Origin of the sequence: Nonomuraea sp. B12E4 (assembly GCF_039871825.1) — a bacterium.
Taxonomy (GTDB): Bacteria; Actinomycetota; Actinomycetes; order Streptosporangiales; family Streptosporangiaceae; genus Nonomuraea.
The window spans coordinates 176,409-195,224 of record NZ_JBDPME010000011.1 but is presented as its reverse complement, the minus strand read 5'-3'; the positions used below and the strand labels follow the sequence as shown (position 1 = coordinate 195,224).

23 protein-coding genes and 1 pseudogene are annotated in these 18,816 nt (G+C 72.8%); 14 read left to right on the top strand and 10 right to left on the bottom strand.

Going from position 1 to position 18,816, the window contains the following annotated elements:
• The first annotated feature begins 250 nt into the window (after window positions 1-250).
• The 3 genes from ABGB18_RS25460 to ABGB18_RS25450 all read left to right on the top strand — a co-directional run bounded on the left by ABGB18_RS25460 (window position 251) and on the right by ABGB18_RS25450 (window position 1,667).
• A complete protein-coding gene (locus ABGB18_RS25460) occupies window positions 251-589 on the top strand; it encodes an STAS domain-containing protein (protein WP_347698099.1) in 339 nt (112 codons plus the stop codon).
• A gap of 28 nt (window positions 590-617) precedes the next feature.
• Window positions 618-755: a hypothetical protein gene (locus ABGB18_RS25455; RefSeq protein ID WP_347698098.1), complete on the top strand. Its 138-nt coding sequence runs from the start codon at window positions 618-620 to the stop codon at window positions 753-755.
• Window positions 756-833: 78 nt separating this feature from the next.
• Entirely contained in the window at window positions 834-1,667 is an 834-nt protein-coding gene (locus tag ABGB18_RS25450) for a GNAT family N-acetyltransferase (protein ID WP_347698097.1), read from the top strand.
• A 73-nt stretch (window positions 1,668-1,740) separates the two neighbouring features.
• Here the strand turns inward: ABGB18_RS25450 and ABGB18_RS25445 are convergent, their stop codons facing one another.
• The 4 genes and pseudogenes from ABGB18_RS25445 to ABGB18_RS25430 form a co-directional block, all read right to left on the bottom strand.
• Window positions 1,741-3,906: a prolyl oligopeptidase family serine peptidase gene (locus ABGB18_RS25445; RefSeq protein WP_347698096.1), complete on the bottom strand. Its 2,166-nt coding sequence runs from the start codon at window positions 3,904-3,906 to the stop codon at window positions 1,741-1,743.
• Between the two features lie 203 nt (window positions 3,907-4,109).
• Entirely contained in the window at window positions 4,110-5,486 is a 1,377-nt protein-coding gene (locus tag ABGB18_RS25440) for a HAMP domain-containing sensor histidine kinase (RefSeq protein WP_347698095.1), read from the bottom strand.
• Between the two features lie 36 nt (window positions 5,487-5,522).
• A complete protein-coding gene (locus ABGB18_RS25435; RefSeq protein ID WP_347698094.1) occupies window positions 5,523-5,795 on the bottom strand; it encodes a hypothetical protein in 273 nt (90 codons plus the stop codon).
• A gap of 57 nt (window positions 5,796-5,852) precedes the next feature.
• Window positions 5,853-6,287: pseudogene (locus ABGB18_RS25430) on the bottom strand (alpha/beta hydrolase); the annotation flags it as partial.
• On the opposite strand from ABGB18_RS25430, the gene ABGB18_RS25425 reads away from it, so the two are divergent.
• The 4 genes from ABGB18_RS25425 (at window position 6,269) to ABGB18_RS25410 (ending at window position 9,624) form a co-directional block, all read left to right on the top strand.
• Window positions 6,269-7,909 carry an AfsR/SARP family transcriptional regulator gene (locus tag ABGB18_RS25425; RefSeq protein ID WP_347698093.1) on the top strand — a complete coding sequence of 547 codons (1,641 nt, stop codon included), beginning with the start codon at window positions 6,269-6,271 and terminating at the stop codon, window positions 7,907-7,909. The pseudogene ABGB18_RS25430 and the gene ABGB18_RS25425 overlap by 19 nt on opposite strands.
• Before the next feature lie 78 nt (window positions 7,910-7,987).
• Entirely contained in the window at window positions 7,988-8,113 is a 126-nt protein-coding gene (locus ABGB18_RS25420) for a hypothetical protein (protein ID WP_347698092.1), read from the top strand.
• A gap of 72 nt (window positions 8,114-8,185) precedes the next feature.
• On the top strand, window positions 8,186-8,647 hold the full coding sequence (locus tag ABGB18_RS25415; protein WP_347698091.1) for a carboxymuconolactone decarboxylase family protein: 462 nt from the start codon (window positions 8,186-8,188) through the stop codon (window positions 8,645-8,647).
• Window positions 8,648-9,051: 404 nt separating this feature from the next.
• A complete protein-coding gene (locus ABGB18_RS25410; protein WP_347698090.1) occupies window positions 9,052-9,624 on the top strand; it encodes a TetR family transcriptional regulator C-terminal domain-containing protein in 573 nt (190 codons plus the stop codon).
• 109 nt (window positions 9,625-9,733) lie between these two features.
• On the opposite strand, the gene ABGB18_RS25405 is transcribed toward ABGB18_RS25410, so the two are convergent.
• Window positions 9,734-10,447: an aromatic-ring-hydroxylating dioxygenase subunit beta gene (locus tag ABGB18_RS25405; RefSeq protein ID WP_347698089.1), complete on the bottom strand. Its 714-nt coding sequence runs from the start codon at window positions 10,445-10,447 to the stop codon at window positions 9,734-9,736.
• On the opposite strand from ABGB18_RS25405, the gene ABGB18_RS25400 reads away from it, so the two are divergent.
• Window positions 10,355-10,777, top strand: coding sequence for a VOC family protein (locus ABGB18_RS25400; RefSeq protein ID WP_347698088.1), 423 nt, complete (start codon window positions 10,355-10,357; stop codon window positions 10,775-10,777). The genes ABGB18_RS25405 and ABGB18_RS25400 overlap by 93 nt on opposite strands.
• A 3-nt stretch (window positions 10,778-10,780) precedes the next feature.
• On the opposite strand, the gene ABGB18_RS25395 is transcribed toward ABGB18_RS25400, so the two are convergent.
• On the bottom strand, window positions 10,781-11,134 hold the full coding sequence (locus ABGB18_RS25395; protein ID WP_347698087.1) for a DoxX family protein: 354 nt from the start codon (window positions 11,132-11,134) through the stop codon (window positions 10,781-10,783).
• Window positions 11,135-11,228: 94 nt separating this feature from the next.
• Between ABGB18_RS25395 and ABGB18_RS25390 the strand changes: the two genes are divergently transcribed.
• The gene (locus tag ABGB18_RS25390; RefSeq protein ID WP_347698086.1) at window positions 11,229-12,125 is read left to right on the top strand and encodes a LysR family transcriptional regulator; all 897 of its coding nucleotides are present in this window, start codon (window positions 11,229-11,231) and stop codon (window positions 12,123-12,125) included.
• Window positions 12,126-12,152: 27 nt separating this feature from the next.
• On the opposite strand, the gene ABGB18_RS25385 is transcribed toward ABGB18_RS25390, so the two are convergent.
• From ABGB18_RS25385 to ABGB18_RS25375, 3 genes are read right to left on the bottom strand one after another with little or no spacing between them, the layout of a single operon-like run.
• Window positions 12,153-12,992 (bottom strand): helix-turn-helix transcriptional regulator, encoded by an 840-nt coding sequence (locus ABGB18_RS25385; protein WP_347698085.1) that lies wholly within the window; start codon window positions 12,990-12,992, stop codon window positions 12,153-12,155.
• Between the two features lie 56 nt (window positions 12,993-13,048).
• The gene (locus ABGB18_RS25380; protein ID WP_347698084.1) at window positions 13,049-13,939 is read right to left on the bottom strand and encodes a hypothetical protein; all 891 of its coding nucleotides are present in this window, start codon (window positions 13,937-13,939) and stop codon (window positions 13,049-13,051) included.
• Window positions 13,940-13,981: 42 nt separating this feature from the next.
• Complete coding sequence (locus ABGB18_RS25375) at window positions 13,982-14,782, bottom strand: helix-turn-helix transcriptional regulator (RefSeq protein ID WP_347698083.1); 801 nt, start codon at window positions 14,780-14,782, stop codon at window positions 13,982-13,984.
• Between the two features lie 184 nt (window positions 14,783-14,966).
• Here ABGB18_RS25375 and ABGB18_RS25370 point away from each other — a divergent pair, with 184 nt between their 5' ends.
• Both ABGB18_RS25370 and ABGB18_RS25365 read left to right on the top strand, forming a co-directional pair.
• Entirely contained in the window at window positions 14,967-15,416 is a 450-nt protein-coding gene (locus ABGB18_RS25370) for a MarR family transcriptional regulator (RefSeq protein ID WP_347698082.1), read from the top strand.
• Window positions 15,413-15,712, top strand: coding sequence for a hypothetical protein (locus tag ABGB18_RS25365; RefSeq protein WP_347698081.1), 300 nt, complete (start codon window positions 15,413-15,415; stop codon window positions 15,710-15,712). Before ABGB18_RS25370 ends, ABGB18_RS25365 begins: the two co-directional genes overlap by 4 nt.
• Window positions 15,713-15,785: 73 nt before the next feature.
• Here ABGB18_RS25365 and ABGB18_RS25360 read toward each other — a convergent pair whose 3' ends face one another.
• Window positions 15,786-16,280: a helix-turn-helix domain-containing protein gene (locus tag ABGB18_RS25360; protein WP_347698080.1), complete on the bottom strand. Its 495-nt coding sequence runs from the start codon at window positions 16,278-16,280 to the stop codon at window positions 15,786-15,788.
• 106 nt (window positions 16,281-16,386) lie between these two features.
• Here ABGB18_RS25360 and ABGB18_RS25355 point away from each other — a divergent pair, with 106 nt between their 5' ends.
• The 3 genes from ABGB18_RS25355 (at window position 16,387) to ABGB18_RS25345 (ending at window position 18,811) form a co-directional block, all read left to right on the top strand.
• Window positions 16,387-17,520: an MFS transporter gene (locus ABGB18_RS25355; protein ID WP_347698079.1), complete on the top strand. Its 1,134-nt coding sequence runs from the start codon at window positions 16,387-16,389 to the stop codon at window positions 17,518-17,520.
• 158 nt (window positions 17,521-17,678) lie between these two features.
• A complete protein-coding gene (locus ABGB18_RS25350) occupies window positions 17,679-17,888 on the top strand; it encodes a hypothetical protein (protein WP_347698078.1) in 210 nt (69 codons plus the stop codon).
• Between the two features lie 74 nt (window positions 17,889-17,962).
• Window positions 17,963-18,811: a phosphotransferase gene (locus ABGB18_RS25345; protein ID WP_347698077.1), complete on the top strand. Its 849-nt coding sequence runs from the start codon at window positions 17,963-17,965 to the stop codon at window positions 18,809-18,811.
• The last annotated feature ends 5 nt before the right edge of the window (window positions 18,812-18,816 follow it).

The window sequence follows — 18,816 nt, the reverse complement described above, 5'->3', positions numbered from 1 at the left end:
CAGCGGGATAGCCTTGCGGCATTTGCCGCGCACTGTCGCCGGTCGAGGTGATACCGATGGCGATCGACCGCTCACCCTCCGCTCCACGAGGAGCACCGTCCGCCGCCAGGCCCGCAAATCCGACATGTCGGGCCATCTGCGGGCCGATTGGGGCCCCCGGCGGTAGAATGGTTGGGCGATGTAGGGTTCATCCGCTTCGGCGGAGATTCGCACCCGATGCTCATCGCCAATCAGCCTGGAAGGCAAGCTCATGGTCCGGCTCCAGCTGCACCTCAGCGATGGTCCAGGACGCTGCGACATTCTCCGCCTGGAGGGCGAGCTCGATCTCAGCACCGAGATCACCCTCGGGAAGGCCTGCGCCGACCTCTTGGAGCGCCGCCACTCCAAGATCGTCATAGACGCCAGCGGGCTGGAGTTCTGCGACTGCAGCGGGCTCAGCACCCTGATCCACGCCCAGCGCGAAGCCGAACGCCAGGGCGGCTACCTGCGCCTGATCGGCGTGCACGGCCAGCTCGCCCGGCTGCTGACGGTGGCCGGCCTGGTCGACAGTTTTCCACCGTACGAGGACCTGCGGCAGGCCTGCGGCTGACCGCCGGATCGCCCTGGCCGTCGGCGACGTGACCGGGCACGGCAGGCCATCCGCCGCCCTGTCCCCCGGAGGGCTCCCGCTGGAGGACCTCTGCGACACGGTGATCGACGCCATGGTGGCGGATTCCTCCGAGGACGACGTCGCCCTCCTCCTGGCCCGCACGTGAGCCCTCGGGCTGCCCCGGCGCCCCTACAGTGAGTCAGGGATGGAGGGACAAGTGGTTCGAGCCGCGACAGCCGATGACATGCCTGCCGTGCGGCAGGTCGCCCAGAAGTTCGGCCTGCTCGGCGGATGGTCGGGAACGCCCGACTTCCTGGACGCCGAGCGTTCCTTCGGCGCGCTGCTCCTCGCCCCGGACGGCGCCGGTGGAGCCCTCGGCTTCGGCGGCACGCTACGCCGTGGCGCCGTCACCCACCTGGGCGACCTGTTCGTGCTGCCCGAGCACCAGTCCTCGGGGGTGGGCCGGGCCCTGCTCACGGAGTTGCTGCCAGGGGACGGGCCGAAGGTGACGTTCGCCTCGTCCGACCCGCGCGCCGTCGCCCTCTACGTCCGGCACGGCCTGCGGCCATGGACCCCACTGCTCTACCTGACCGGACCGGCCACGGGACTGCCCACGCCCTCGGCACGGCCGACCCAGGCAGAGGACGTCGCAGCACGGCCGACGTGGGCAAAGGACGTCGAGGCGCGTCCGGTGCGGGCGGAGGACGTCGCGGCACTGGATGCCCACGCTTCCGGAGGGGCCCGCTCCGACACTCTCGCCTGGTACGCCGGCCTGCCTGGCGTCACCATGTACGCGACGGACGGAGGTTACGCCGCCGCCCGCCTGACCGGCCCCGACGTCGTGATCGGGCCGGCCGGTGGGGAAACCTCGCAGGACTGCGCGGACGCGGTGCTCGGCGCCCTTGCCGGCACTCGGGCGCGTTCCGCCCGGATGGCGGTCCCGGGAACGCATCCGCTCGTTCCCGCGCTGCTCGGCGCCGGGTGGCGCATCGCCGACATGGACACCTTGATGGCCGACGACGCCGTCCTCGCCCTGATCCGTCCGGACCGCTACGTCCCCCATCCGGACCTAGGCTGAGCCGATCCCGAGCCGGTCTACCCGAGCGCCGGCATACCCCCGCTCGGTGCCCTCGGCAGGGCCGGGTGGGTGTTCAGAGGTGCCTGCGGAGGAAGTCGAGCTGGTGCAGCAGCATGCCCTCGAAGAGGTCGGGGTCGGAGGTGGGCGAGTGCTCGGTGCCGGTCAGCGGCAGCAGCTCGTGCGGGCGGCCGGCTGCCAGCAGTGCGGCGGACAGCAGCAGCGTGCCGGCCGGGAACACGTTGTCGTCGGCCAGGCCGTGGATCAGCAGCAGCGGCCGGGCCAGCCCGGCGGCCTCGGGCAGCGTGGAACAGTCCTCGTAGCGGTCCGGGTGGTGGTCGGGGTGGCCGAGGAAGCGTTCCCTCCAGTGGGTGTCGTACAGGCGCTGGTCGCTCGTGCCCGCCCCGGCCACCGCAACGTGAAACACCTCGGGCCGGCGCAGCACGGCCATGACCGCGAGCGTCCCGGCGTAGGACCAGCCGCGGATCGCCACCCTGTCCAGGTCCAGGTCGGGGTAGCGGGCGGCGACGGCACGCAGCGCGGCCACCTGGTCGTCCAGCACGGGGCCGAAGATGTCGCCGTGGACCTCGCGCTCCCACTCCGGTCCGCGTCCCGGGGTCCCGCTGCCGTCGGTGACGAGCACGGCGAAGCCCTGCTCGGCGAACCACTGGGAGACGAACGCCATGGGCGCCTGCTCGGCGGTGACCCGCTGCATGGCCGGGCCGGCGTACGGGTCCACCAGGACGGGAAGCCGGGGACCGCCTGGACGGTGCCAGGACGGGAGCAGCAGGTGGCTGCGCAGCTCGCGCTCGGTGGTGGTGAGCGTGAGGGCGCGCAGGCTCAGCACCGGCCGCTCGGCGTGGCCGGGGACCGGGACGGCGGCCCGGCCCGGTCTCCGGACCGTGACCGTGGCACCGGGCCGACCCGGGGTGCGGACCACGTGCACCAGCGTGCCGGCCCGCCACACACCGGTGTGCACACCGGGCTCGGCACTGACCCGCCGCAACCCCACCGACCCACCGCCGAGACCGCCGGTCGCGCCCGCACCGCCTTCCTGGGATCCGCCGCCGGTCGCGCCTTCCCGGGATATGCCCTCGACCGGGTCCGCGCCGCCCTCTTGGTGGAGCCACAGGTGGGTCTCGGTGGGGTCGGTGGAGGCGGTGAACAGGATGGTGTCGCCGTCCACCGAGAGGACCTCGCGGAGCTGCACTCCGGGTGGGGTGACGGGGACGCCGCCAAGAGTGAGCCGGCGGGTGCCGTCCGTGTCGGTGTGGGTCACCAGCGTGCCCGTCGCCGTACGCGCGGGGGTGCCGCGGACGAGCTGCACCCAGTGGGCGTCCTGCTGCTCGGTCAGCAGGTGGGTCCGCCCGGAGGCCGGATCCACGCCGAGTACGCGTACCGTGCGCTGGTCCCGGCTCTGCACCGCCAGGTAGGGGCCGTGGGCGTCCCAGCCAGCGGACGTGACGTACTCGAAGGCCGCCCGGTCCCAGCGGACCTCGGTGCGCGTGCCGTCCAGCGCCACGATCCACAGCGTGACGTCGGCGTTGACCTCCCCGGCGGCCGGGTAGCGCACCGGGCGCGGCGGGCGGGCCGGATCGGCGGGGTCGGTCACATACCACAGGGGCACGGCGGCCTCGTCCACCCGGGCCACCAGCAGCCGCTCGCCGTCGGGCGACCACCAGTGGCCCCGCGTGCGGCCCATGGACGACGCCGCGTACTCCGGGACGCCGAACCGGACCTCGGGCCCGTCCGGCACCGCGACGGCGTGGTCGGCCGGGCGGTTGATCTCGGTCACGCGGAGGGTGCCGCCGCCGCTAACGTACGCGACGCGCCGGCCCGCAGGATCGGGGCGCGGGTCGCTCACAGGGCCGCAAACCGGCAGCTCGCGCCCGGCGCCCTCGGTGACGTTCACCACCCACAGCCGCCCGGCCAACACGAAGGCCGCCGTCCGGCCCTCCTCGTCGGTGGCGTACCCGGAGATCCCGGCCGTCCCCCCGCCCAGCAGCTCCGCCGGGTCGGCGAGCAGCCGCTCGGCACCCGAGTCCGGGTCCAGCGCCCACAGGCAGTCGACCGGGTCGGCGCCGCCCCGGCTGCGCAGGAACAACACGGTCGCGCCGTCCGCCGACACGGTGAACGCGGCGGGCGCCCCAAGGCTGAACCGCCTGGTACGGGCGAACTGCCGGGGCAGGCCGCCCTCCCCCACGGAACGCGGGGCCGGACCGTTTCCGGGCATGCCGATCATGCGTGTGTCCTCTCGATCGATCGAAGGCACGCCGGAGTGGCAGTGGGCGTGCGTGAAAGGTGGGGCCGGCGTCCGCCGGCCGCGAGGGCGGAGGCTGGGCCGTCCGCCGGGGAGGCGCCTGCCGGGCCGATGAAGGCGATCAAACGCTGCGGCATCGTAGGCATACTTCGCGGGCAAGGGCAAACAGCCCGTGGCGGACGGCGTTACACGATGGTGCGATCGGGCTGACGGTGCGGGGCCGCCTCGCAGATGGGCAGGCGCAGGACGAACCGGGCACCCCGTTCGCTGTCCTCGATGGTCAGGGTGCCCTCGTGGGCCGCGGCGATCTCCCTGGCGATGGCCAGCCCCAGCCCGGTCCCTCCCGCGTCGCGGCTGCGCGCGGCGTCCAGCCGGGTGAACCGGTCGAAGACCAGCTCCCGGTACTCGGCGGCGATCCCCTCGCCGTCGTCGGCCACCTCCATGATCGCCGTCGGGCCTTCGGCCCGGACGCTGACGACGATCTGCGAGTTGGCGTGCCGTTCGGCGTTGTCGAGCAGGTTGACCAGCACGCGGGTGATCCGCATCCGGTCGCAGTCGATGCAGACGGGCCCCGGCAGGCCCTTGACGATCTTCTTCTGGTACGTGCGGCGGCCGAGCTCGGCCTCCACCAGCTCGGACAGGTCGGTCGGAGCGCGTTGCAGCGGGGCGTGCGCGTCCAGCCGCGCCAGGGTGAGCAGGTCGGCCGCGACGCCCTGCAGCCGGTCCACCCCGGCCAGCACCGCCCGGGTCATCTCGGGCCAGTCGGTGTCGCACTGGTGCAGGAGCGCCTCCTCCAACTGGGTCCGCATGGCGGTGATGGGGGTACGCAGGTCGTGTGAGGCGTCCGCGGTGAACCGCCGTAGCCGGGTGTAGGCGCTCTCAAGCCGGTCCAGGGTGTCGTTGACGGTCTCCGCCAGGGCCTTGATCTCGGCGTAGTCGGTGTGGACCGGCACCCGCCGGTCCAGGTCGGTGACGGTGATCTCGGCGAGCTCCGCCCTGATGGCGTTCACCGGGTCCAGGGCCTTGGTCAGGTCGCGGAACACCCACGCGGCCATCAGCGCGGTCACCAGCAACGACACGCCGAGGGCGATCAGGACCGCGGTGGTCTGCCCGTACCAGGGGACCACCGGGACCGCCACATAGAGCAGCCAGGCGCCCTGCGGCTGGTAGATCTTGTAGGAGACGACGGTCATGCAGCCCGCCAGCCCGGGTGGGGAGCACAGCACGCGTGCGGCGCTCACGCTCGTGCGGGGTGCGCGGAAGTCGGCGATCGGCGGCCTGCCGGCGAGCTCCGGGGTGGCCGCGACCACCCGGCCTCGCGTGTCCACGACCTCGATCCCCTCCACTCTGCCCTTGCGCAGGGTCGGGGGGAGCGGCCCCTGCCGGACGAGGGGCACGACCCGGTTCCAGGCCTCGGTGACCCGGGACTGAGCGGCGTCGGCCGCCTGGTTGCCGGTGTACATCAGGAAGAGCACGCTGACGACAGCGCACACCAAAGCCGTGACGACACCCGTCGCCACCGTCCTGCGCGCCCGGAACGACGGCAGATACCAGCTCAGCATTCCACCACCCAGAGGTCAGGGACTCACCGCCCCCGGCTACGTGCCGCCCTCGTCGCGGCCGGGGCCGTTGTCGTCTTCGCGGGCTTGCCGACCGAGCGGGGCGAGCCCGCACGCGGAGGGGCCGGCGGGGGCGGCCTGGATGGCGACCCGTTGCCGGCCGGCGGGGGCGCTCCGGTGGGTGGGCCGGGCCGGCGGCGCGACCTCCTCACGCCGCTGTCCTGGCGTCCTGCGATGCCCGGCGGGCCGGGCAGGGGCGGTCACCTTGCGCCGCGCCCGTTGGGGTTCGCCGAGCAACCTGTCGTTACCCATACATGAAAGATATGTCCGTTTAGTTCCATTTGAGTAGGTGTATCACGGTTAGTCACTTTATCCGTGGTTGGCGGAGGGCCCCTGAGCAGGGGCACGGGTGAGCAGGTCCCGCAGGGCCCGGGCGACCTCCGCGGGCGCCTCCTCGGCCATGAAGTGGCCGTACGAGACGGTCTCGTGCCGCAGGTCGGGCGCCCAGGCCCGCCACAGCGCCGCCGCGTCGTAGCCGAGGGCCGCGCCCCAGTCCTGCTGGAGTACGGTGACCGGCATCCGCAGCCGGTGGCCGGCCGCCCGGTCGGCCCGGTCGGCCTCGGCGTCCACGCCCGCGGAGGCGCGGTAGTCGGCGACGATCGAGGGGATCGCGCGGCGGCAGGCGTCCAGGTAGGCGGCGCGTACGTCGGCGGGCAGCGCCCGCGGGTCGCCCGCCCACAGATCCAGGAAGTGGCCGAAGAACAGGTCCGGAGCGGCGGCGATCAGTGCTTCCGGCAGGCCGGGCGCTGCCCCGGCTGGCGCAGGCGCTGGGCTGGTGGCGCGGCCCGGCCTACGCCGAGTTCGCCGGCCAGGGCTGGGCCCGCTCCGAGCGGGCGCGGCTGGCCGAGCTGCGCCTGCGTGCCGTGGAACGGATGGCCGAAACCCGGCTGGCGCTGGGGCTGGCCGGCGAGGCGGTGCCGGACCTCGACGCGCACGTGGCCGAGCATCCCTGGCGGGAGGACGCCTGGCGGCTGCTGGCCCTGGCGCTCTATCGCACGGGCCGTCAGGGGGACGCCCTGGCGGTGCTGCGCCGGGCACGTACGCTGCTGGCCGAGCACCTGGGACTGGACCCGGGCCCGGCCCTGCGCCGCCTGGAGTCCGACATCCTGCGCCACTCCCCCGACCTCGGCTCCCCCGGCCTCCACCTCTCCGGCCCCGACGACGCGGCGGGGCGGGTGTGGGCGCGGGCGGCGGCCGCCTTCGACCGCAGCGTGCCGTCGGGCTCCCGAGCGCGGCTGGAGTCGACCATCACCCTGCTGCGCGACCTGGCTGTGACCGGCGGCAGCGGTCTGGAGGCCGCCCGCGGGCACCGTGCCGCGGCCGTCGCGGCGGCGGTGGAGCTGGGCGACCCAGAGCTCACCGCACGCGTGATCGGCGCCTACGACGTCCCGGCGATCTGGACGCGCTCGGACGACCCCCGGCAGGCGGCGGAGATCGTGGCGGCGGCCGAACACACCCTGGCCGCCCTGCCGCCGGGCTCGCCCGCCGCGACCCGGGCCCGGCTGCTGGCCACGATCGCCCTGGAGTCACGCGGCACCCACGCCGCCCGCGCGCCCCTGGCCGCCACCCAGGCCGAGGAGATCGCCCGCCGGCTGGCGGATCCGGCGTTGCTGGCGTTCGCGCTCAACGGGGTCTTCATGCAGAGCTTCCAGCGTGCCGGTCTCGCCGGCCGCCGGGACGAGGTGGGCGCCGAACTGGTCGCATTGTCGGCCCGGCACGGGCTGGCGTCGTACGAGGTGCTCGGGCACCTCATCCGCATGCAGGCCCGCGGCGCGCTGGCGGATTTCGCGGGCGCCGACCGGCACGCGGCCGCCGCCGAGGACCTGGCGGAGCGGCACGAGCGGCCGCTGGTGGGGGTGTTCACGGAGTGGTACCGGGCGCTGCGCCTGGACGCGGCCGGCGACGCCCCGATCGGCGCGGTGGCCGCCGCCTACCGGCGGGCCGCGGACCGGCTCCACGGCGCCGGCATGCCCGGCCTGGAGCACGGCCTGCTCCCGCTCGCCCTGCTCTGCGCGCGGGTGCGGCGCGGCCTGCCCGCCGAGGACCCCGAGGACGCCGAGGGTGGCGGCTGGGGACCGTACGAGCCGTGGGTGCGCCCGCTGGCACTGTTGCACCGAGGACGGCCCGCGCAGGCCGCCGCGGCGCTGGCCGAGACTCCGGAACCGCCGCGTGACCTGCTGCTGGAGGCCCTGTGGTGCCTGACCGCGCAGGCCGCCGTCGGCGTCGGCGACCGGGAGACGATGCGCCGAGCCCAGACCGCGCTCGCGCCCGCGGCCGGGGAGCTGGCCGGGGCGGGCAGCGGTGTGCTCACGGTGGGCCCCGTAGCCCGGCACCTCGACGGCCTCGCCGCCGCCCTGCGCTCCTGAGCGCCGCCCCGCGCTTCACACGTCCTGATCATCCAGCTTGAGGGCCCGCTCACGGAGGCGACGAGGCACAGCCTGCAGATGTACCCGATCACGAGGCGGGTGCCGCCCGCGTTGATCGTGGACGTCAGTGAGGTGACCGAGGCCGGCCGGCGACGTCTTCGGGGCGGTAGCTGCCCCGTGCAGGCGCTCACCGTCGAGGACTGACCCGGTCACCTTCTCGCGCTTCCATCCGTCATCGAGGGGAAAGCACGATGACGGCTCCAGGAGGAGAACATCATGGAAGCTCGGATGAAGGCCCCCACGGCGATCCTGCCCGAGGCGACGAAGGGGATCCAGTCCATCCTCAAGGCGGTCTACCAGGGCGGCGCCCCGCAGAGGACACTTGAGCTGGTCCACCTGCGGGTGAGCCAGATCAACGGTTGCAGTGCCTGCGCGTACGGCGGCGTGGACAGCGCCAAGAAGGCCGGCGAGACCGATGAGCGGTTGCACGCGGTGGCGGTCTGGCGCGAGTCGCCCCTGTTCAGCGAGGCCGAGCGGGCCGCGCTGGCGCTGTCCGAGGCGGCCACCCGGATCGCCGACAGGTCCGGGGACGCGGTGCCGCAGGAAGTCTGGGACGAGGCCGCCGACCACTTCGACGAAAGCCAGCTGTCCGCCATCATCCTCATGATCGCCACGACCAATCTCTTCAACCGCCTCAACGCCGTCACCAGGCAACCGGCCGGCGCGACCTGGGCCTGAACCCCTCCGGCCCGGCGCCGGGCGCACCCGGCCGGGGCCCCTGCGGCAGGGACCCGGCCGGGTGATGGACGAGGTCAGGCCGGCAAGGCGTCCAGGTCAGGGCGGTCGAGGAACCGGCCCCGAGGACGAGTGCCCGGATCTCGCGTGAGTGGGCGATATCCTCCAGCGGGTCGCCGCCGAGGACGACGAGGTCGGCGACCTTGCCCTCCTCGACGGTGCCGAAGGGCGACGCTCAGCGAAACAAGGGACTGCTGACGTGTTTTCACGAAAGGACAGCTTTTGGGTCTAAATCACCTCAACCCGGTAACGACACGCCGATGGCCCTCGAGATCGACCCGCCGTCGTGGGCCGCGCCCGGTGAGGTAGTCTCGATCAAGACGTCCGGTCATATTGCGGGAGGTAGCGTGCCCAAGCCGTCCAAGCGAGAGGACCTGCTGGCGTCGGCCCTTGAGGTGTTCCACACCCGCGGTTTCCACGGGACCGGCATCAAGGAGATCGCCGACGCGGCCGGGGCGCCGAAGGGGTCGTTCTACAACCACTTCGCCAGCAAGGAGGAGTGCGCCGTGGCCGCGCTGCGCCGTTACGGCGCCGAGCGTCGCTTCGACATCCTCACCGACACCGCGCTGCCGCCGCTGGAGCGGATCCGCCGCCACTTCGAGTACCTGCGGGACGAGAACATCCGGCGCGACCTCACCCGCGGCTGCCTGGTCGGCAACTTCGCCACCGACGTGGTGGACCACAGCGAGCCGATCAGGTCCGCCGTCGCCGGCGGCCTGCGAGCGTGGTATGACGTGATCGCCGACAACCTGACCGAGGCGCGCGGCGACGGCGCCGTGCGGGCCGGCCTCGACCCGCAGGCCACGGCGCACTTCCTGGTGAACGCGTGGGAGGGCACCCTGATCGAGGCCCGCGCCACCAAGTCCACCGCGTCCTTCGACACGTTCTTCCAGTTGGCCTTCGACGTGGTGCTCCGCTGACGTGGACCCCGGCGTCACGGCCCGGCGGGCGCCTCTGCGACGGCGCGCCGCCGCAGGATCGAGCGCCACACGACCAGGACCTTCCTGTACGTGGTCGGCGCGCTCGTGCTCACGGCCGCCTTCGGCCTCCCTCGCCACGCGGCCGGGGACGCACGAGGAAGCCCGCCCCTGCGCCCGTCCCTCGTGGTGAGCTTCCCCGGCGAGGCCGTGGCCGTGGCCCGCCGCGCCCTCCGGCTCTGCGTGCCGTACGCCCCCGAGCGCGGGCGGTCAGGGTGATGCCTCCCAGACGGGGCGGATCTCGATGCCCGCGCCCAGCGGGCAACGGCGGGCGCTCCTGCGGGATGATCGCGACTCCGGCCTCGTCGTCGAGGTCGAAGACGTCGGGGGCGGTCAGCATGCAGTTGCCGTACGCCTGGCGGTTCCGGCCGCGATCGCCGCGGCTGCGGTGGAGCGGCAGGTAGCTGCGTACCGCGAACTCGTTCTCACACTCGCCCCAGGCGACCTTCACGTTGGTGACGAACCGGCGGGTGAACGACGGCGGGTCCTCCGCCCAGGCCACGTTGGTGCCCAGCCGGCGTACCCGCAGGCCCAGGCTGAGCTTGTTCTCGTCGAAGCGGAAGATGTCGTCCACCACGTCCGGGTGGCCGATCCGCCGGGTGATCCGTACCGGGACGCGGTATTCGGTGTCGTCGGTGAACTGGGCCGGCCACTCCTTGGAAGGGATCCCGTCATGAAGGAGAAAGCGCTGGCCGGCGTGCCGGCCCGGCTGCTGTCGGAGCAGATCGGGGAAGGGCTGTTCTTCTTCCGGGTCGGCTCGGAGCACCACAACGTGGGCGTGCGCGGCGGGTCCGAGCGTCCCGACGCGCACCACCTGGCGTTCGAGGTGACCGGCTGGGACAGCTACCGGATGATCTGCGACCATCTCACCGACCTGGGCCACAAGGTGGAGTACGGCCCCGGGCGGCACCGCCCCGGCCACAACTTCTTCGTGTACGTCCGCGACCCGTCGTCCGGGCCGCGCCTGGAGCTCTACAGCGACATGGCGCACCTCCATGACGAGGCGTCCTACACACCGCCGCGCTGGGAGATGAGCGACCGGGGCAACACGGTCAACCGCTGGGGTCCGGCGCCGCCGGAGAGTTTCCTGGCCTGACGGTCAGGGCGTGGTCGCGGCGAAGGCGAGTGAGGCCGCGGCCAGCGCCAGGAAGCCGCCGGGGAAGGGGATCTTGGCGAGTACGCGGGCGCGGATGTGCACGATGATCGCGCCGGCGAAGAACAGGACGAGCCCGGCCGCGGCGGCGACGCCGACGTACGGGACGCCCGCGAGCCCGAGCAGGAGCCCCGCGGCTCCGGCGGCCTTCAGCCCGCCGAGCAGCGGAAGCCATGATCGTGACAGCCCGAGCTGGTCACAGTTGGCCAGGACGAACTTCGCCCGCGCGAAGTCGGCGACGGCCGCTCCCGCGTTGACGACGACCGTGGCAAGGGTGACGACGAGATAGGCGGTGCTCAAGGGCTCGGTCTCCGTTCGGGGGCTTACCTGTCCTCGTCTAACCTCTCCGCATTCACCCGTTGGCGTCCAATACTTGGATCTATAACCTCTTGGCATGGATGTCGACACGCGGCTGCTGCGCTACTTCGCCGCTGTGGCGGAGGAGGGGACCCTCACCCGGGCCGCGGAGCGGCTGTTCGTGTCACAGCCGGCGCTGACCAAGCAGATCAAGCAGCTGGAGGCCCTGCTCGGCGTGCGGTTGTTCACGCGCTCCCGGGCCGGCATGGCGCTGACCGAGCCGGGCCGGGCGCTGGCGGAGCGGGTGCCGGCGCTGCTGGCCGACTGGGACGGGATGTCGCGGGAGGCCAGGCGCGCGGCCGGCCGGGAGGCCCGGGTGCTGCGTGTCGGATTCCTGGCCAGCGCCGCGAATGAGGCCACCCAGGACATCGTCGCGGCGTTCGCCCACCACCGGCCGGGCTGGCGGGCCGAGATGCGGCAGGCCTCGTGGGGGAACCCGACCGCCGGGCTCGCGGACGGGAGCGTCGATGTCGCCCTGCTGCGGCTGCCCTTCCCGGGGCAGGACTCGTTGCGGGTGAAGGTGCTGTTCGCCGAGGATCGCTGGGTGGCGCTGCCCGCGTCGCACCGGCTCGCCGGCCGGGATCTGATCCCCTTCCGGGAGCTGTGGGACGAGCCGTTCGTGGCGGCCCCGGCCGAGACGGGGCGGTGGCGGGAGTGGTGGCTCGCCACCGACGAGCGCGACGGGCGCCCGGTCAGCGTGGGCGCGGTCACGGACCAGCCCGACGACTGGCTCAGCGCGATCGCCAACGGGTACGGCGTCGCCCTGGCCCCGGCCTCCGCGGCCCGCTTCTACGCCCGTCCCGGGGTCGTGTACCGGCCGGTCAGCGGGGTCAGCGAGACCCGGGTCGCGGTGGCCTGGACACCCGCCGACGACACCAACCCGGCCGTCCGCGACTTCGTCCGGTGCTGCATGGAGCACGCCGGCTCGCCCTAGCCGCGAGACGGCCGGTGCCGGAGACGGCTACAGGACGGGCACCGGGTTGCGTGCGGCGATGGAGTCGGCCAGTTGCTTGACGGCCCGCTCGGTGGGGCTGTCCGGCTCGGAGGCCAGCACGACGAGCTGTTGCGAGGTGCCGCTGACGGTCAGCACCTCCCAGGTGAAGGTGAGCTCGCCGAGCTTCGGGTGGCGGAAGTCCTTGACCTCGTTGGCCCGCATCCGCACCTCGTGCCTGGCCCAGTGGCGGCGGAACTCCTCACTGTGCAGGGACAGCTCCTCCACCAGCCCGTGCAGGTACCGATCCTCCGGATCGGTCGCCAGCGCGGCGCGGAGCTGCGCCGTCTTGGCGCGGGCGGCCTTCTCCCAGTCGGGGTAGAGCTCGTCCGCCCCCGGGCTGAGGTAGATCATGCGCAGGCAGTTGTCCACGTGGGTCATGCCCTCGTACACGGCCTCGGCCAGCGGGTTGGTGGCCAGTATGTCGAGCCGGCGGCCGATCACCAGGGCCGGGATGTGGTGCCAGCGGTTGACGAGCTGGAACAGGCTCGGGCTGACCTTCTCCAGGGCCGCGGCCGGCACCTGGGGCCGAACCCAGGGATGGGCGAGCGTGTAGAGGTACTCGGTGGCGTCGGCATCCAGGCGGAGCACCCGGGCGAGGGCCGCCAGGACCTGGGTGGAGGGGTGGCGTTCGCGCCCCTGTTCCAGCCGGATGTAGTAGGAGGTGCTGACTCCGGCGAGCAGGGCGACCTCCTCCCGCCGCAGCCCCGGTGTGCGGCGCGAGCCGGCGTGCAGGAATCCCGCCTGCGCCGGAGAGGTGACCTCGCGGCGAGCGCGTAGGAACTCGCCGAGCAGCTTGCTGCTGTCCATTTCGACTCCATTTATAGGTAAATATCCGTTTCCCCCGGGAACGGACGGTCCAGTCCTTATGGCACGGCAGCGGTGGCCGTGCGCCCCCTCGAGGCTTTGTGCTTGCTGTTCCGCACCGGCCCAGCGGCTTCGCCGGCGGGTCGTGCGGCCTCATGCCGCGGGCCGGGGTCGCGCCGCGGGGAGCGCGGCTCCACGGCCGAGGCGGGGTCGGCCTGCGGGCTGCGCGGCTCCGCGGCGCCGGTCGCGGTCGCGGGGCGCCGCTGCCGGGAGATGTCCTCGCCGAGGCGGGCGAGGGCACCGCTGGCGGTTCGGGCCAGCTCCGCGATCTCGCCGTCCCCGGACGGGACGGGGAGGCCGCGGCCCAGGTCGTTCAGGGTGATCCGCGCCAGTTGGTCACGCAGGGCCGCGACGGGGCGCAGCACCCGGCCGACGGCGGCCCAGGTGACGGCACCGGCACCGGCGGCCAGCGCCAACACCAGGCCCGCCAGCAGGTCTTCGAGGTGGTGCCCGCGGAGCACAGCGGGAATCGGGCGAACGACCAGCACCTCCGGGGTGGTGCCCGACCGGATGGCGACCAGCAGGTTCTGGCCGTCGGACAGGTGTCTCACCGGGTCGTCGGGAGTCGGGTGGAGGCTGGTGAGCGGGGCCCTGCCGCGGGCGGTGGCGCTGGCGGCCAGCACCGTGCCCTGGTCGTCGATGATCTGGACCAGATCCACGTCGCCGGAGACGGGCAGCGGGTCGGGCAGGCCGGCCGGCGGGGTGGTACGCGCGGCGGCGATCCACTGGCTGGCCACGTCCTCGGCCTGGTCGTAGAGCCGTTCCGACGCGATGGTGCGGATGGCCAGGCCGGTGGTGGCGCCGAGCGCGGCCAGGACGACCAGCGCCAGCAGTGACACGGTCACCGCGCAACGCCCGCGGATGGATCGGGGGCGGTGGATCACGGTCACGGTTCTCCTTTCAGGGACGCACACCCGGCGGTGACGGCCGGCTCAGATCGTGGTGGTGACGGCGAGGCTGCCCAGGAGCGCGAGCGCGTGCTCGGAGGGGCTGTCGGGTTCGGCCTGGAAGACGATGAGCTGATGGCCGGGCAGGCGGTGCACGTCGAACACGTCACAGATCAGGGTGACGTCGCCGATCTCGCGGTGGCGCATGCGCTTGAACCTGTGCGCGTCGGTGACGAGGTCGTGCCCGGCCCACAACCGGCGGAAGTCACGGCTCTCCCCGGACAGCTCGCCGATCAGCGCGGCCAGCTCGGGATCGTCGGCGCCGCCCGGCACCGCGCGCAGGGAGTCCGTCGCGGCACCGGCGATGTGATGCCACTCCTGGAAGAAGTCCGGCGCGGCCGGATCCAGGAACACCAGCCTGAAGAGGTTGTCGGCGTGCTCCAGCCCGTCGAGCAGGGCGGCACCCAGGCAGTTGGTGGCCTCCACGTTCATGAGGCGGTCGCAGAGCAGGGCCGGCGTGTCCACCCAGCCGTCGATCAGGCGCCGCAGGTGGGGGCTGACCGGCTTGACCGCGCTCGTCTCCGGTCGCGGGCACAGCAGCGGACGGGCCAGTTCCCACATCCGTTGCGTGGCGGCGGGGTTGAGCTGCAGCACCCGGGACAGGGCGTCGAGGGTCCGTTCGGACGGGCGGCGCTCCGTCCCGTCCTCCAGGCGGGTGTAGGCGGCGGCGCTGATCCCGGCCAGCATGGCCACCTCGGCCCTTCCCGGTCCACCAATGGAGCACACGGACGCCAGGGCCTCACGACGGGTGCGGAGGAATTCACCAAGAAGCTGGCTTTTGTGCATTTTGTCACCGTACGTCGGATTCTAAAGTCCAGGGTGACCGTGCGGCACCCAGGCAGCCCGGGTTTGAATCCGCACGTCAGCGGCAACGTAGCCCTTTCTGAGCCCCTGAGGCCGCCGGAGGATCGGCAGCCGAGACTGCACACCCCAAGTTGCACAGTCCAGGCTGTCGACCTAGGGTAAAAATATGGATATAAGGGACGATACCGTCTCCGAAATCGCCGCTCAGGCCGCGCAGGACGTATGGGTGGTGCTCAGCCGCCTGCGCCGCCGGCTCGCGGCGCTGGACGGAGCGGGTGACCTTTCCCCCGCCCAGTCCTCGGTACTGGTCCGGCTGGACAGGAACGGCCCGGCCTCGGCCAGCGAGCTGGCGGTGGCCGAGCAGGTCCGCCCGCAGTCGATGGCCAAGATCGTCATCGCGCTGGAGGAGGCCGGCCTGGTGGTCCGGCATCCCGACCCCCTGGACGGCCGCCGCCAGGTGGTCACCCTGACCGAGCTGGGACGCGAGCGGCGCCTGGGCGACCTGCGGGCGCGCCAGGCGTGGCTGGCGCGGGCGATGCAGGAGCGGGGCTCGGAGGAGCGGTTGCGCGCCGTCATCACGGCGATGGAGCTGCTCGACGAGGTGGCGCATTCATGATGCGGGTCGCGGAGCGGCTGCGCGGGTCGCGCACGACGGGCACCGGCGGGTTCAACCGCAAGCTGATCGCGCCGATGATCCTGGGTTCGGTCCTGAACCCGATCAACTCCTCGATGCTCGCGATCGCGCTGTTCAGCAGGCCGCCGTGCGTGTTGACGGGCAGCCGCACGCCGAGCCTGATCCCGTCCGTGAGGATCAGCCCGGCCACCGTCGAGGGCGCGGCGATGGGGCTTGGGAACCGCCGTTTGCGCTGTCGGCGAAGGCGTTCCGCTCGTCCGCGCTGCGGCGCAGGATAAGGGCCTGACCGCCGCGTGTGCGGTCGCGCCGACGGCGCCCCGGCCCTGGGGGCAGTGACCGGGTGGCCGGTGGTCAGTCCCTGGTCGGCAGGGCCGCGCGGGCGACTGCCCGGCGTTCGGTCGCCTCGCGTTCGGCGGCCTCCTGCTCGGCTGCCGCGCGCCTGTCGTAGGCGGCGCGGGCCGTGGCGATGGCGCTCTGATGCTCCTCGGTCCAGACGACGAGGGCGCGGATGGTGCTGTGCAGCGTCTGGCCCATCGGCGTCAGCTCGTAGTCCACGCGCGGCGGGACGGTCGGATGCACCGTCCGGCTCACCAGGCCGTCGCGTTCCAGATGCCGCAGTGTACGGGTCAGCATCCGCTGGCTGACCCCGTCGATGGCACGGCGCAGCTCGGTGAAGCGCAGGCTCTGCCTGTCGAGCAGCGCGATCACCAGGAGTGACCACTTGTCGGCGATGCGATCGAGGATCTGCCGCACCTCGCAGTCCGCGCGCTGATCCCACTGGAGAACGTCCTCGTCGAAGCTGGTTTCCGCGCAGTAACCGAGGAACTCGGAAGTGCCGTCTTCCATGCTCACCGGTAGTGCCTGACGATGCTGTCGGTTACAAGAGGGAACTGGCAGGCACTCGGGAAATCGCCCCGGGACCGGTTCCCGGAAGAGATGGGGTCAGGCTCTGATGTCCAATTCCGTCAGCGGATCCAGCCGTCCCGCCCGCATGACAGGGCGGGCGTGGGGAGTGTTGCTGGTGCTCTGCGGCGCGATCTTCCTGGAGGGGATCGACGTGGCGATGCTGAATGTGGCGCTGCCGTCGATCCGCGCCGACCTGGGGCTGTCCACCGGCACGCTCAGCGGCGTGGTCAGCGCGTACGTGCTCGGCTACGGCGGGTTCATGCTGCTGGGCGGGCGCGCCGCCGACCTGCTGGGATACCGGCGGATGTTCGTGCTGTGGCTGACCGTCTTCCTGGTCTTCTCCGGGCTCGGCGGGCTCGCCACCGAAGGCTGGATGCTGCTGGCCGCGCGGTTCGCCACCGGGGTCGCGGCCGCGTTCATGGCCCCCGCCGGGCTGGCGCTGATCACATCCAACTTCCCCCAGGGGCCGATGCGCACCAAGGCACTCGGCGTGTACGCGGGGACGGCGGCGGGCGGATTCTCGCTCGGCCTGGTCGCGGGCGGCGTGCTCACCTCGTTCGGCTGGCGGTGGGTGTTCTTCGCGCCGGTCATCCTGTCCGTGCTGATCCTGGCGGCGGCGCTGGTGCTCCTTCGCGAAGCGGGTGGCGAGCGGCCCACGGGCGGCTTCGACGTGGCGGGGGCGTTCGCCATCACGGGGACCATGTTGCTGCTGGCGTACGGGGTGGTCCGGTTGGAGCGCCCTGGCGACGGCCCCGGCCTGACCGTCGCCACGTTCGCCGCGGGGCTGGCGCTGCTGGGGTTGTTCATCGCGATCGAACGGCGGTCGTCCTCGCCCCTGGTGCGGCTGGGCATCCTGCGCACGGCGCCGCTGGTGCGGGTGAACGTGGCCGCGCTGCTGTTCCTGTTCGCGTTCGCGGGCTTCCAGTTCCTGGCCACCCTGTACTTCCAGGAGTTGCGCGGCTGGAACACGATGCAGACCGGGCTGGCGGCAAGACCCTCGTCGACGCCGAGACCGTCAGGGCGGACAACGCCACGGTCACGCTGTCGCTCGAACTGGCCGATCCGACCGGGGTCACCGCCATCGACCGGGTGGTCGTGCAGGTGTGCCGGTTCAGCGACGCACCGATCGGGATCAGCTACTGCGGCGGCGCCACGGAACACCCGATGCCCTGAGCCGTGACCGGGGCGGGCGTTCAGGGTTCCGTCCGCCCCGTACTCCGGAGGTCGTCCCGGGAACCGTTGCAACCTTTCGTCCGGTGGCCGCGTTCGAGTTCCCCGAGCACATGAAGCGCACGCTCACCCAGCTCGAACACCAAGACCAGGCGCACGCTGCGGAAGGTGCCCATCCGCGGCCTGCCGAGCACCAGGGGCAGCGGCATTTACGGCACCGGGCTGTGGCGGGGCACGTCGGAGGTCACGATCATCTACACGCACGACGGCGCCACCGGCCTGTACGGCATCGACGTCAACACCGGCCAGGCCCGCCCGCTGGCCGAATACCCCGACCCGATGAGCCTGCCGGTGCTGCCGGGGATCGTGCTCAACTGAGGCCGGCGGCGGACGGGCCGCGCCCGCTGTCGTAAGATCACGAGTTCGCCCGCTGCCGACCCTCCAGGGAAACGATGAACGCCTTCACGTACGCCGAACCGTCCGAGTCCCAGCCCGAGATCCCGCTCCTCGGCGGTGACGTCACCGAGGGGGTCGTACAGGTCGGCGACACCGTGCGCCGCCCGGTCGGCCCCCACACGCCGCTCGTCCACGCGCTGCTGCGTCATCTGGAGGAGGTGGGGTTCGCGGGCGCTCCGCGGCTCCTCGGCATCGACGCGGCCGGTCGGGAGGTGCTGACCTTCGTGTCCGGCGAGGTCGCCGGGCGGCCGCGGCCCGGCTGGATCGCCGACGAGGAGCGCCTGGCCTCCGTCGGGCGGCTCGTACGCGACTACGACGACGCCGTCGCCGGTTTCGTCGTGCCCGCCGGGGTCCGGCCCGGCCAGGGGGTCTCGCCGCCGCCGGGGATGCCGCCCGCGCCGCCGTACCCGGCCGAGCTGGTCGGGCACATGGACTACACGCCGGACAACATCGTGTTCCGGGACGGCAGGGCGGCCGCGCTGATCGACTTCGACCTCGCCAAGCCGGTCCCCCGGGTGGACGAGGTGTGCAACGCGATGTTGTACTGGGCGCCGTTGGGCGACCCCGCCGACGCCGACCCGCTGCTGCGGGGGGTGGACGTGCCGCGCCGCTGCCGGATCCTGGCCGACGCCTACGGGACGTCGGACGTCGACCGGTCGCGGCTGGTCGAGGTGGCCGTGCTGCGGACGCGGCGCGCGTGGTTCTCGATGAAGCAGATCGCCGAGGAGCGGGGCGGCGGCTGGGCGCGGATGTGGGAGGAGGGCGTCGGCGACGAGATCAAGCGGCGCGAGGCGTGGCTGGAGCGCAACGGCGCGACCATCCACGCGGCGCTGACCGCGCCCTGATCCGC